The sequence below is a fragment of the Dictyobacter formicarum genome, from assembly GCF_016587435.1.
Window position 1 is genome coordinate 14717 of the sequence record NZ_BNJJ01000027.1, and the last position, 13988, is coordinate 28704.

Here is a 13988-nt window from a genome sequence, read left to right on the forward strand (position 1 = left end):
GAGTCGAAGACGTGGAAAAATTGTTACCGCAAAATATAGAGGCCGAGAGTGGCGTCCTCGGAAGTATTATTATCGATCCGGAAGCGATCGTGCAAGTTGCTGATTTCTTGACTGCCGAGGATTTTTATCGCGATGCTCATCGTACTATTTATGAAACGATTATCCAGCTCTATGAACAACGCGAGGCCGCTGACTTTATTACTATTTGCGATGAACTTGAACGCAAAAACAAGTTGGAAGAGGTGGGGGGCGCCAGCTATATTACTTCGCTCATTAATCAGGTGCCAACCAGCGGTAACATTGAGTATTATGGCCGTATCGTTGAGCGCACCGCTATTTTGCGCCGCCTGATTCATGCGGCGGGCGAGATTGCGGCGACCGCTTATGAGGAAGGCGATGCGGCTATTGCACTGGATAAAGCAGAAAAACTTATTTTTGGCATTAGCCAGCGCCATGCACGCGCAGATTTTTCTTCGCTGAGCGAGTTGCTCGGTGACTATATGGCCAAGCTGGATCAGCTTCACGAACGTCGTGGGACCGTTGTGGGCGTTCCTACTGGCTTTACAGATCTGGATCGTCTGACTGGTGGCTTGCAGAAGTCAGATCTAATTATTTTGGCCGCCCGACCTGCGGTCGGTAAGACCAGTCTTTGTTTGAGTCTGGCTTATAATGCGGCCGTCAAGCATAAAAAGTCTATTGCCATCTTCAGCCTTGAAATGAGTAAAGAGCAGCTGGTGCAACGTTTGTTGTCGATGGATGCAGGAATCGATCAGCAGCGTCTACGTACCGGCTGGATCGAGGATGACGAGTGGGAGCGTATCGTTTTTGCTATGGGCACCCTGGCCGAAGCCAGTATCTGGCTGGACGATACGGCTGGTATTTCGACGATGGAGATGCGCAGTAAGGCTCGGCGACTACAGGCTGAACATGGCGTCGACATGATTATTGTTGACTACCTCCAGTTGATGCAATCATCGGCTGGCAAGCGCAATGATAATCGTGTGCAGGAAATTTCCGAGATCAGTCGTAATCTCAAAGGTCTGGCCCGTGAACTGGATGTTCCGGTTATGGCTCTAGCTCAGCTCTCGCGTGCCGTCGAAAGCCGCCAATCCAAAGTCCCGCAACTTTCAGACCTACGCGAAAGTGGATCGATCGAACAGGATGCGGACGTTGTTATGTTTATTTATAGAGACGATGTATATAATCCCGATAGCGAACGTAAAAATATTGCCGATATTATCATAGCTAAACATCGTAATGGACCCGTCGGCGAAGTCAGCCTTTATTTCCAGGCAAGCCAGACCCGCTTTAGTGATCTGGAAGTTTCACCACCAGCAGAAGAATAATTTGGGGGTGGTTTTTGATGTCAACGTTTACCGAATCCTCTGGATTCGCGGGTTTTCCTACGGGCAAAAACCCTTTTGTGCCCATACCAGAGGTCTTTTTTACACAATTGTTGCCCGATATAGAGGATAGCGCAGAACTTAAAGTAACACTGCATATCTTCTATCTGCTGGCAAAGCAGCGTGGTAATCCTCGTTGCGTTAGCGAGAGCGATCTGTTACATGATCGACTCTTGCTGCGTAGCTTGAAGCGTCGTGGCGATCCGCGTCCATCCGAGGAACGCTTACGACTGGGCCTGGAACAAGCCGTTGCTCGCAATACGCTGCTTAAAGTACATCTACACCTGGCCGGTGAAAACGAGGATATTCTGATCGGCTGGTACTTTTTTAATACCGCTCGCAGCCGTAAGGTCGTCGCTGAACTACAGGGAGGTGAAATGATTTCTGCCCATCTGCTCACCCGCGATGAACAGCCTGAACAACAGGTCAATCAAATGGCCGTTGGAGCAGGGGTGTATGCTAGTTCTATAGGCTACAATAATACTATTCGCCCGATGCATGTTGAGGTGGAACGTCCAAATATTTTTGTATTATATGAGCAAAATATTGGCTTATTATCACCAATGATAGCGGATGAGTTAAAAGACGCAGCCGATCAGTATCCTCGAGATTGGATTGAAGCAGCTTTTCGTGAGGCTGTCGAGCAAAACAAACGTAAATGGAGTTATATTCGCGCCATTCTCAGGCGCTGGAAAACGGAAGGCAGGCAGTAATGGAGCGCCTCAATGAAATATTCGATCGCACCGGGCGGCGTCAACCTCTTTCCGAGCAACGAGCACAGCAACGCACGCCACACACACAGGGTTCTTTGACACGTCGTTTTAATACAGAACCTCAGTCTCGCTCTGGCCAAAAATATAATAATACATCGGGAACACCATCTCAGCCCGCTTCTTATTCCAATCATAATTATCCTTCACGGGCTCGGCATTATTCAAATTTTCATCAGGATGCAGGCAATGGCGATGGGCGTTCTTATGTGGAACCTGTCTCGCGCGCGGAACCTATCTCGCGTGCAGATCATCCAACCTATCCATCGTTATATTCACGAAGGAACGTTAGCGATGCGGGCTCGACCTATCAGCCACAACCACACCATGATCAACAGCGTATCCAGCCGTTGCAACCACGGCCAACCAGCGATTATCATCCTATGCATACGTCCGATACCTATACACCTGATTCGCGCGCTGATGTGGTTGAGGAGTGGGAAGAAAATGGACTGACCTATGGCGATTGGGAGCAGGAAGGCGGTGATTATATTTATGAGGATGAGGAGGCGGAGGCCTATGAGGAGCCGGCTCCCAGCACCTATCAACCGCCAACGTATCGCCAACGTTCTCAGTCTGATATAGAGCCGCCTGCACGCGGTCTGCGTAACCTGCATGATAGCCGCCTGGCTTCGGCCATTGCTAGCCAGCAGGCTCGTTCGCAAGAACTGCCTGCGTCGCAGCGCATTACGCAGCCGCTTAATCCGCATGCTGTTTCGGGTATGACAAGAGAACGCAGTCCGCTGTCACGTCCTGGACTCTCAACCTCTTCGCGCCACCTTAGACCGTTGCGACAAGAGACGGCTCCGCCACCACAAGATGTTGCGCAGCCTGCCGCTACCAATATGGTGCCGGATAGAAGTATTTGTCCTAGATGTAAAGGCGCCGGTTTTTTACGGGCCGATGTGCCCTTTGGACATCCTAACTTTGGGAAACCCATTGCCTGTGAGTGTAAGGAGTCCGAGCGCAAAGAGAAACGCCGCCTGCAGTTGCGCGACATGTCAAATATGGATGCCTTTCGCCATCAGAGTTTCCGCTCCTTCAGCCTCCATACGCCGGGTGTGCAGGAGGCTTATGATGCGGCGACTAACTTTGCGAAGAATCCCGAGGGTTGGCTGGTGCTGGTCGGACCCAATGGCTGTGGTAAAACGCATCTGGCGGCCGCGATCGCTAATCTGAGCCTGGATAATGGTGCAGTAGTTCTGTTTGAGGCGGTTCCTGATTTGCTTGATCATTTGCGGGCAGCCTTCGCTCCTACCGCCACCGAAGTCTATGATCAACTCTTCTCAAAGATGCGCGAGGCCGAGTTGCTGGTGCTCGATGATCTGGGTTCACAGCAGAGTTCGCCCTGGGCTAACGAGAAGCTCTTCCAGTTGCTCAACTATCGCTATAATTTATCGATGCCGACGGTGATCACCGCTAATCCCAAAGGCTTGCAGGGAATCGATGAGCGCATTCGCTCACGCCTACGCGATACTTATCTGGTCACTGAGATCATCATGGATCGCGCGCGCGATCATCGGCCACTCAACGGGCGCAAACGCTGAAATATCCTGGGGCTTTTCAATACTAGAGTAGGAGGACGGTCGTCCTCCTACTCTAGTATTGAAAAGCCCCAACTCTTACCCGCCATTTCTTGCACTCGCATCTTGTAAGTGCTATCATAACGTTAAACGTCCCCCATTTGTGGGTTTCCTCTGCACATTCATTTTTTACCAACGGCTTATTTCTAATTGTGAAGAGAAATGACCGTTATAGATAAGAAGGAGCGCACATGACCAAATACGATCCGCGCGATCCAAAATGGATCAAAGAAACTCGTGAGTTTATGGAGCCAAGGGGTATTATCCCAAATGTCATTGAGACGACACCTCGTGGTACCTATGGCTCGGATCTTTTTTCGCGCTTGTTAAAAGAACGTATCGTATTCATTGGTACACCTATCGATGATATGGTCGCCAATAGTGTTGTCGGACAGTTGCTCTACCTGCAAAGCGAAGATTCAACTAAAGACATCAATATGTATATTAATTCCCCAGGCGGAAGCATTTATGCTGGTCTGGCTATCTATGACACTATGCAGTGGTTACGCCCGGATGTCTCTACTGTGTGTATGGGCATGGCGATGAGTATGGGTGCTGTCCTGCTGGCCGGTGGTGCTAAAGAGAAGCGCTTCTGCTTGCCCAACTCGACGATGCTGATTCACCAGCCTCTCGGTGGTGCCGAAGGTCAGGCGGCCGATATTGAAATCACTGCTCGTGAGATCTTACGTCTGCGCCGTAGCCTGTATGAGATCCTTGCTTATCACACCGGTCAAACAACCGAGCGTATTCTGCAAGACTCCGACCGTAACTACTATCTGACCGCACAGCAGGCGGTTGAGTATGGGCTGGTCGATGATATCCTTTCTTCTACCAAGGAGTAAGGTTGCCTCTCTGAGGCAGACGCATCATTGATTACTCTCTATAGTAGATATATAGGTGCTGTATGAAAAGGGCCGGGTAGGTTGCTCTTGTTGCTCCCGTCAGGGTGTATGCAAGTGAAACTACCTGGCCCTTTTATGTGTGCGTAAGCAGGACGCGTTTACACGCCAGCAACGCTTTTATCTTCCGGCCTGGCCTACGAGCAGCAGCGGCGTCATCACCAGTTGAACGTTGCTCCACCAGACCATACTATTGAACAATTGAGTGAGTTGTTGTCTATTTTTACCATAGCAGCCGAGGCTATATCTCATGACACCCAATCTGCGTAAACTGCTCTTTGAAACATTGTACAAAAATCGCTATCTTTATCGCTTTGCCAGTACGGTGCCGTTCGCGGGTCAGTGGCGCACCTGGCAAAATTTGGTCCTTCCACGCCTGCATGGACATGATATTCTGGAATTAGGCTGTGGCCTGGGGGATTTGCTGGCCGACTTGCTGGAGGCTGGCTATATGTGTCGGGCGGTAGAGCATTCGCCCGCCATGGTAGCCGCGGCCCGTACTACGCTGCAGAGACGCCATGCGGGTCCGGCATCCTGGGTCATCCAGGGTTCGGCGCAAAAATTACCTTTCTCGGCCAATTCCTTTGATACGGTGGTTAGCACGTTTCCATCTGAATATATCTATGATCCCGATACTATTTCGGAAATTGAGCGAGTTTTGCGGCCCGGTGGCCGTTTGATTATTGTTGAGGGAGCACACCTGCAGCCCGTTGGCTATCTGCAGCCTTTCCTGCTCCTCATCCATCTCCTGGTTTATGGTTCGCGCTCACTTTCATCCAGTGCGCGCACCTATAAACAGCCTATCTCAACTACGACGACAGTGGATGATGAGGTATTTACCACCGAAGAGTTACCCGGTATGCCATTTGGCGGTCTCATTCCATTAGAACAGTTTGGCTTGCGGCGTCGTTCTCAACGTGTGCGTAGCCGTCGCTGGCAGGTCTTTATTACGTTAGGGGAAAAAGCGGGGATGGACGATAACGATCAATAAGACGATCCTCTGGTAAAATAGCGTATACTGACACGACAACTATTTGACGAGGAGACGATGTAGATATGTCACACTGGTTTGAAGGTCTTGTTTTAGCGAATGATGTACAGCTACACTATTACCGCACCGGAGGAACTGCGAAGCCGCCGCTGCTGCTACTGCATGGTTTCACCGATGCTGGCTTGTGCTGGACATCTGTGGCCAGAGATTTAGAGGCTGATTATGACATTGTAATGCTGGATGCCCGGGGACACGGCTGCTCGGGGGCAGCGGTCAGTGGTTTTACTACCGAGATGCTGGTTGCGGATGTTGTGGCGGTTATTCAGGCCCTACAATTGCCACCGGTAACCTTGCTGGGCCATTCAATGGGTGGACATATGGCAGCTCATGTCACCAAAAAACATCCTGAACTGGTACGCGCGGTGATGCTCGAAGATCCTCCCTGGCGCGGTTTAGAGGCCGAGCCGTTGTCTGGTGAAGAAGAGAACGGCCTGGAGCAGTGGGCGACCAACATGCGCGAACTGCAAAAACAGCCGCTGGCGGAGCGCCTTGAGGATGCGGCTGATTTTAATCCGCACTGGTTGCCAGATGATGTCAGAACATGGGCAGAAGCACAGGGCCAGTTCCAGGTTGAGGTATTTACTCAGGGTCTGTATCAGGTCAGCCGCGATTGGAAAGCCATTGTCCCAGAGCTGGCACGTCCAGGACTACTGATTACTGGCGATCCGATTCGGGGTGCTATTGTGACGCCCGAAGTGGCTCAGCAGGCGCTCGCTACCTGGCCAGAGGGAAGGCTGGCCTACATTGAAGGTACTGGCCATAGCATTCGCCGGGATCAACATGAAGCCTTTGTAACTGCCGTCCGTCAATTTTTAAAAGAAAATTAACGTGTGCAAACGTCTATTGAGCAGTTGGTCGATCAATATCCGCATCTTGCGCAGGCCTTCGCCAGCATTCCACAGGGCGAGCTACACCTGAAGCGTCTGCTAGATCTAAATGCGAGCTGGCAAAATATGCTCCTCTCGGGAGCCAGGCGCAACTATACTGAGGTCGTTGTGGCTGAGGAGCGGCCCCTGGCCGCTGCTAGCCATACGTTTGATATCATCTATGCTGGCGGTGGTTTGAATCTGCTGCATGCTGCTGTGATGACGCAGCGCTATGGTTTTCGAGTCCTTGTCTTTGATCGCTTTACGGTCGGAGCAGTGCACCGCGAATGGAATATTTCGCGAGAAGAGCTACAGGAACTGCTCGATAGTGGTTTGCTAACCCCAGCTGAGCTGGAGTCGGTGATTCAGCGTGAATATCAGGATGGTGTGATTCGTTTCCACGCCCAACATATTCAGGTCGCTCCAGCCGAGCTGCGCCTAAAAGATGTGCTGAATGTTGCCATTGATGCGGAAAAACTTACCGCTCTCTGTGTGCAAAAAATTCAAGAGCATTGTCCCCGCTATGGAGCGCCCAATCTGATCCTGCACAATACAACTTTTGTGCGCTGCGCCGTTCAGCCAGCACGCAATGTGACGGTCGATGTCACCGATAATCAGGGAGCACCCGCTTGCTATCAGGCCCACTTGCTGATTGATGGGATGGGTTCGACCTCTCCCATTGCCTGCCAGCTTAACTGCGGTCGTCCCTATTCCCTGGTCTGCCCCACTGTAGGTACTGTGGCGCACGGCTATAAGCAGGGGCTGGCGCCAGATGCCATTGATCAAGCTAGCGGTGAGGTGCTGATCTCTACGGAAGATAGTCGCAAGGGTCGCCAGTTGATCTGGGAGGCGTTTCCAGGCAAAGAAGATCAGGTGGCCATTTATCTGCTGAGTCCGGCAGCCATGTCGATCTCCTTGAGCTTTTTGATGACTTTTTCGCCTTGCTGCCGGATTATAAAGATACCAGCGCGGTAGAGATTCTGAAACCGGTCTATGGCTTTATTCCAGCTGGCTATAATATCACGCTACCCTGGCAGCCGGAGGCCAAGGTGCTGGCCTATGACCGGGTCCTCTCGCTGGGAGATGCCGCGGCCTTTCAATCGCCGTTGACGTTTTGTGGCTTTGGCTCCTATGTGCGCAATCTGCAGCGTATTACGACCCTGCTCGCCCAGGCCTTGAAGAGCAATTGCTTGAGTGCTGCGGAACTTAACCAGATCCGCGCCTCCGAGGCCGTGCCGGCTGTTGCCAGGGCATTTAGTAAATTTATGATCGCTAAACCTGAGCATGTCGAAACCGCCTGGCAGGTCAATGAGACGCTGAATGTTTTTTGTCGTGTGTTGCAGCAACTGGGCCCCCGCGTTACCAACGATTTTTTTAAAGACCGTGTGGGCTGGCTGGACTATACACGCATTGTATTACATACGCCCCACTATTATCCCAGGATCTATGCCCTGGCGCTCAAGACACTGACGCCGACTGAAATTGTGGGCTGGATCATTGCCTGGTTGCAATTAGGTCGCCAGAGTGCTTCCTACCAGCTTTATTGCTTCCTGCGTCCCTGGCTATATTCACCGCTGGATCAGCTATTGCGAGCAGCTCTGATGCGCTTTCATCCGGCCCTGGCGCTGCGTGGCGCTATCTGGCGCGAGACCATGGCCCAACTGGCACGCAGTCGCAAGGATACGTGGCCGGCCCGCCAGTCCGATCACATTGAACATATCAGGGGCTCCTGGTTCGGCAGGCGCTGGCCCCAGAGCTAAAGAACCGCTATCCTGCATGTTATCACTGGACAAACGAAATTGAAAAACACTTACACCTTTGAGAGGCCGTTATAAACCACCAGAAGCCCAACGTCAAACATCCTCTGACATACCTGGTACTGGTTCTCACAAAAATTTGCAACCAGGGTCCCGATGCTACGTATTACAGTCGAGTAATCATAATAACCAGTCAATGTGTATCACAAATATTGTCCTGGTACATCTAATGCACCAAACAATCACTTATATATAGAAATATAAGAAAGTGTCAGATTCCCGTAGCATCCGCATGCACTATGCATGGGTTTGCACACCTCCCGTGCTCAGGATATCCTTTCATGACTGGTGCAGCAGGTGCGCGAATGCGCACCTGCTGCACCAGTCATGAAAAAGAGAGTGGGGACGCCTGCGTTCCCCAGGCCCAGGGGCGCTCTGATTCCCAGTATGTTGGGAGTCTGACACTTTCTAAGCCGGAGGGGAGGACATTAGTCCTCCTGCCTGGGTGCGAGGACGCCCCACCTCCCCCTTTCTTTCATCGGCCTCCAGCGCCGGTCGGCAAAAGAAAAAAAATTCTAAGTGATGCATTTCCATTAACAGTGAGATATAATATGGGGTGTTACCAAAAAAGGCCTATAGTATTCTCCTTATGCATACAAAAAAACAGTGGTATTGCATGTCAAGGGCCAAGAAAGCAGGTAATTTGCAATGAAAAAACCGCCGGAGAATGTGTACTGGCTACAAAACGGCAACGATAGGCAACAGCAAACGCGTCCTGGCCCTACAGGTCGACCGAACGGGCAAACGCCTCAGCAACGACCATCGAATAATCTCAATAAGTGGCTACTTGCTCTTGTTGGTATTATGCTTGCCTTGTACATATATAGCATCTTCAGCAATAACTTTGGTAGCGGTGGCAACACACAACGTCTGGATGTGTCGTACACCGATTTCATTAATCAGATTCAAGCTAATAATGTAAAAGATGTTACCATTATTGGTAATTCTGATATTGTTGGTACGTTCCAACAGCCGGTAAAAGGTCAGAAGCAGTTCCATACTTACCAACTGCCAAATAGCGATCCTCAATTGTCACAGGTGCTCTATAACCATAATGTGACCTTTAAGTATCAGCCTCCACAGGATAATTCTATCTGGCTTAGCCTGGCGATCAATATTCTGCCATGGGTCTTCTTAATTGGACTCTTCTTCTTCTTTACACGCCGGTCGTCGCAAGGCCAGCAGGGCATTTTCAGCTTTGGCAAGAGCCGCGCGAAAGTGATCCTTGAGGATCGCCCGAGTACGACGTTTGCGGATGTTGCCGGTGTCGATGAGTCAAAATATGAGTTACAGGAAGTCGTTGAGTTCTTGAAGACACCCCAGAAGTTCCAGCGCCTGGGTGGTAAAATTCCCCGTGGTGTGCTTCTGGTGGGACCTCCGGGAACTGGTAAAACGTTGCTGGCTCGCGCAGTAGCCGGTGAAGCGGGAGTGCCTTTCTTCTCGATGTCTGGCTCTGAGTTTGTTGAGGTACTGGTTGGTGTTGGTGCCAGCCGTGTGCGCGATCTGTTCGAGCAGGCTAAGAAGGCTTCACCTAGCATCATCTTTATCGATGAGATTGATGCGGTCGGTCGTCAGCGCGGCTCCAGCATCAATACTAATGATGAGCGTGAACAGACTCTGAACCAGTTACTGGTTGAGATGGATGGCTTTGATGCCCGTCAGGCAGTGGTGGTGATTGCCGCGACCAACCGTCCTGACGGATTAGATCAGGCGCTGTTGCGTCCCGGCCGTTTCGATCGCCGTGTGACCGTCGATCGACCTGACTGGAATGGGCGCCTGGCGATCTTGAAAATTCATAGCCGCAAGGTTCCGCTGGCGAGCGATGTCAATCTGGTCACGGTGGCACGTTCTACCACGGGTATGGTGGGTGCCGACCTGGCTAACCTCGTTAATGAGGCGGCCTTGCTGGCAGCACGCCGAAACCGCGATAATGTGGATCAGCGCTGCTTTGATGAGGCACTGGATAAAATCCTACTGGGTGCTGAGCGTCCATTGGTACTCAGTGATGAAGATTTGAATGTCACTGCCTACCATGAAGGTGGACATGCTCTGACCGGCCTCTTGCTTGAAGGTACCGATCCTGTTACGAAAGTAACAATTGTGCCTCGAGGACAGGCGCTGGGTGTTACCATGTATACGCCCCTGGACGATCGCTACAATTACTCGAAGGAGTATCTGTTAGCACGTATTGTGACCGCGCTGGGTGGTCGTGCCGCCGAGAAAGTGATCTTTAATCGCGTCACAACCGGTGCGGAAAACGATCTGCAGCGTGTGACACAGATTGCGCGTCAGATGGTTACACGCTGGGGCATGAGCGAACGCCTGGGTACGGTCTCTTTTAGCGAACGCGAGAATCCGTTTTCGAGCGGCGGCGATACCGGCGCTCCAACCGATTATAGCGAAGAGACGGCTCAGTTGATCGATGAGGAAGTAGATCGCATTGTACGTACCTCTTACGATGAGGCAATCAATCTGCTTACTACGTATCGCACGACCCTGGATCGTATCGCTCAGGATCTGCGCCGCTACGAAACTATCGATATTAAACAACTGCACACCATTATGGAAGAGACTGGCGCCCCCATTGCTAAGTCTCAATTCCAGGCAGGGCAACAGGCTGTTACAACCCTGGCCCCACCGCCTCCTCCAATCGAGCCGGTGGTCCCGCCCGAAGTCCAATAAGCAGCTTTGATAAAAAGAGAGTCGGCCTACTCACCAGTTACATGGTGAGCGGCCGACTCTCTTTTCTTCTGCTGACTATACGGTGGCGATCTGCATGCACATTTATTCTGCTTTGCTCTCAAAAAAAGCGCGCATCCCCGGGTAATCCTGCATGACTGTGTCTAGTATTTCTGGAGTCAAGGCCATAAATGTTCCCTGCGCTTCTGCCAGCACAACGCTTTCATCTTCCGCCAGCGTTAATTTTCCGCTGGCCTGCACCATGCGACCACGTTGTGAGCTCAAAGAGGCCCGAACACGCAGTAAAGGACCATAGGGAACATAACGTCGATAGCGCACCTCTAGACGTCCTGTCATGGTCCAGGTGGGCTTGTCAGCCAGCACAGACGTTCGATTTAAGGCTTCGTCCAGGACGGTTGCGATAATACCACCATGAATAACGCCTGGGAAGCCCTGATGCTCCTCACGAGGTTGAAAATCGGATACTACTGTATCATTCTCAGTACGAAACATCATGTGCAAGCCGGAAGGATTATTCTGTCCACAGGCAAAACAGCGTTGATAATCTGTCGTATCATTGACATCCATAATATTAAAATTAGCTCCTCTTTATATAGCTTTTCTGAGTCTATCACAAAAATATAACTATGCGAACTCTGAAAGATAGTTTTGCAGAATTGTTACAATGAAATAATAATAATTAGAAAATCATTATTTATAGCACTTGATATTGTATACTGATAAAATATATTTGCCTCTCAGGTCTGACAAATCCAGGCGTCTCCATCCCTACAATTATACGTATCAAAAGTCCTACGTTTAAGGATAGGAATGAGACGGAACCGAGATTTCGTTCGTGTCGTATAAGAGATATTGAGCATATCTTCTATTGCAATTCAAGCACCGTAGCTAGATAAGGACAAGACTATGGCAAAGACATATACTCAGGATGCAACAACACCATCTCAAGATGATGCCCTGAAGAAGCGTAAAAAATTGGCCAAAAAAGAGGCCAAACTGATGCTCAAAGTTGAGCAAGCTAAGAAAGATGTGCAAAAAGGTGAGCAAAAAATTCACAAGGCCCAGGATAATTTAAAGACCCGTACCGACCGTCTTCACGACCTTGAAGATGCACTATCTCAACTTCAGACGTCGATCTCAGCCAGGTCTGGTAAGGCCGGCAAAACCGGCAAGACTAGCAAAGCTAACCAAGTTAGCAAAATCTCCAAAGGCGGCAAGCCAGAAAAAGCGACACAGCCCACTGCTGCTGACGTTATCCAGGCGATAGACATCGGTGATTCTTATCAAGATAATGAGGCAGTCGAGGCGTTTCATTTATCTTCATTAGAACCAGCTGAAGGTAGTAGCGAGTTGACCGATACGGCTGCTACCGTGAACAACCAGCCTGGATCCAATCAGTCAAACGGATATCTATCTGAAGCGCATCATACACCAGCGGTTTCTGAAGAAAAGCATGATAGCAAACCAGAACAGTTGGAATCGACCACCAGCCCTGCAGTTGAAGATGTGACCATCCAATCTGGCGAGGGCAAGATGCCAATCGAGACAACTGATGAGCATGCGTGGCCGCCCCCTCTAATACGCGAAGAAGTGGCAGAAGCGATCGAGGAAGAAGCTAAAAACAAACCATCTACAGTAGAGAGCCATACCCAACCATCGGCCTCGATATCCCATGAAGATCTAAATACAAATAAGCCTACCGATCTTTCGGATACCTCTCCTCGCCATCAGGCGTCGCACAGACGACATACCCATACGTCAGCCAGTCACCAGTCTGATGAGAAGAATCAGGAACCACTACAGGAAAAAACTGAGGATACACACCACGAGGAAAACAACCACTGATCCTTAGTCGCAGGTAAAAATGTGACCTGCTGAAGCATTATTGAACAAAGAAGTGGCCCGTCTTATAACAGACGGGGCCACTTCTTTGTTCAACCTCTAAATGCTACACACATGCTCTCATCTAATTACGATCGAGCGGGTTGATGAGATCCGTGATTTGATGGCTGTGGGTCCAGCATCTGCTCGCCTGGCTTACGCGTTTTTGGAGCTAACACGCCACGGCCCTTCAAAAACATATAGAGCCAGAGTGCCAATCCTAGCAACAAACCACCAAACAGATATCCACCCAGTACATCACTGGCCCAGTGATCTCCCAGGTAGATGCGGGAGGGGCCAACCAGAACCACGAAGAAGGCAGGAATAATCAACAAGGCATAGTTCCACCAGCGGTTTCTTTTGAACAAGATTAACCCTAGCGAGAATATTAACCCCCAGAAGGCAACATAAGACATCACGTGACCGCTGGGAAAGCTTTGTCCTGTAGCTCTTTGAAAAACCTCTACCAGGTTGGCGTTTGGACGCGGTCGACTGACGATATATTTCAGAAGTATATTCAAAAGTGTAGAAACTGCTGAGAGGCCAATGATGAAGAGAGCCTCCAGGCGCAAGCGTACTACCCAGAAGGCCAGGGCGGTCAATACGATCAGTGCAAAAAATAGTATTGACTGGTTGCCCAGATAGCTTACCGCAACCATCAGGTTACTCAGGATCGGTTTTTTGCTCTCCTGGAACTCTTTTGTAATTACAACATCAACCGAAAGAATGGGATGGACGTGTACAAACCAGGCCAGTGCTGAAAAAGCCGCAAAAATAATCAGGTACGCAGCAATGAGAAATTGGGTGCGCCGTGAAACCATATACCATGGTTCTCGGCTCTCGGTTACTTCTTGCTGGACTTTTTCTACCTTGTCTTGCACATTGTTTTGTATCTGCTCATTGGCTGGCTTCTCCTGCTTCATATTTGCCACCTCTCACTAATTAACCCATTTATTATATATCACATGCTTAACTGTTCTTTAAGGACTATAGTTGTCTCGGATACTTTGATTACGCG

12 protein-coding genes are annotated in these 13988 nt (G+C 50.2%); 10 read left to right on the forward strand and 2 right to left on the reverse strand.

The window, feature by feature from the left end:
• Positions 1–11: 11 nt before the first annotated feature.
• From dnaB to ftsH, 9 genes are all read left to right on the forward strand, one after another.
• Positions 12–1346 carry a replicative DNA helicase gene (gene dnaB, locus JMI88_RS32990; RefSeq protein ID WP_201366283.1) on the forward strand — a complete coding sequence of 445 codons (1335 nt, stop codon included), beginning with the start codon at positions 12–14 and terminating at the stop codon, positions 1344–1346.
• Between the two features lie 17 nt (positions 1347–1363).
• The gene (locus JMI88_RS32995) at positions 1364–2116 is read left to right on the forward strand and encodes a DnaD domain-containing protein (RefSeq protein ID WP_201366284.1); all 753 of its coding nucleotides are present in this window, start codon (positions 1364–1366) and stop codon (positions 2114–2116) included.
• A complete protein-coding gene (locus tag JMI88_RS33000) occupies positions 2062–3720 on the forward strand; it encodes an ATP-binding protein (protein WP_201366285.1) in 1659 nt (552 codons plus the stop codon). Before JMI88_RS32995 ends, JMI88_RS33000 begins: the two co-directional genes overlap by 55 nt.
• A 281-nt stretch (positions 3721–4001) precedes the next feature.
• Complete coding sequence (locus JMI88_RS33005; protein ID WP_236023176.1) at positions 4002–4598, forward strand: ClpP family protease; 597 nt, start codon at positions 4002–4004, stop codon at positions 4596–4598.
• A gap of 307 nt (positions 4599–4905) precedes the next feature.
• Positions 4906–5646, forward strand: a complete 741-nt coding sequence (locus JMI88_RS33010) for a class I SAM-dependent methyltransferase (protein WP_201366287.1) — start codon at positions 4906–4908, stop codon at positions 5644–5646.
• A 65-nt stretch (positions 5647–5711) separates the two neighbouring features.
• Positions 5712–6533 carry an alpha/beta fold hydrolase gene (locus JMI88_RS33015; RefSeq protein WP_201366288.1) on the forward strand — a complete coding sequence of 274 codons (822 nt, stop codon included), beginning with the start codon at positions 5712–5714 and terminating at the stop codon, positions 6531–6533.
• Positions 6534–6536: 3 nt separating this feature from the next.
• Entirely contained in the window at positions 6537–7547 is a 1011-nt protein-coding gene (locus JMI88_RS33020) for a hypothetical protein (RefSeq protein ID WP_201366289.1), read from the forward strand.
• Entirely contained in the window at positions 7514–8332 is an 819-nt protein-coding gene (locus tag JMI88_RS33025; RefSeq protein ID WP_201366290.1) for a hypothetical protein, read from the forward strand. The genes JMI88_RS33020 and JMI88_RS33025 overlap by 34 nt, the downstream gene beginning before the upstream one ends.
• A 705-nt stretch (positions 8333–9037) precedes the next feature.
• Complete coding sequence (gene ftsH / locus JMI88_RS33030) at positions 9038–11071, forward strand: ATP-dependent zinc metalloprotease FtsH (protein ID WP_201366291.1); 2034 nt, start codon at positions 9038–9040, stop codon at positions 11069–11071.
• A 102-nt stretch (positions 11072–11173) separates the two neighbouring features.
• Here ftsH and JMI88_RS33035 read toward each other — a convergent pair whose 3' ends face one another.
• Positions 11174–11656, reverse strand: a complete 483-nt coding sequence (locus tag JMI88_RS33035) for a PaaI family thioesterase (protein WP_201366292.1) — start codon at positions 11654–11656, stop codon at positions 11174–11176.
• Between the two features lie 339 nt (positions 11657–11995).
• On the opposite strand from JMI88_RS33035, the gene JMI88_RS33040 reads away from it, so the two are divergent.
• Entirely contained in the window at positions 11996–12934 is a 939-nt protein-coding gene (locus JMI88_RS33040; protein WP_201366293.1) for a hypothetical protein, read from the forward strand.
• 125 nt (positions 12935–13059) lie between these two features.
• Here the strand turns inward: JMI88_RS33040 and JMI88_RS33045 are convergent, their stop codons facing one another.
• Positions 13060–13893 (reverse strand): phosphatase PAP2 family protein, encoded by an 834-nt coding sequence (locus tag JMI88_RS33045; RefSeq protein WP_201366294.1) that lies wholly within the window; start codon positions 13891–13893, stop codon positions 13060–13062.
• Between the last annotated feature and the right edge of the window lie 95 nt (positions 13894–13988).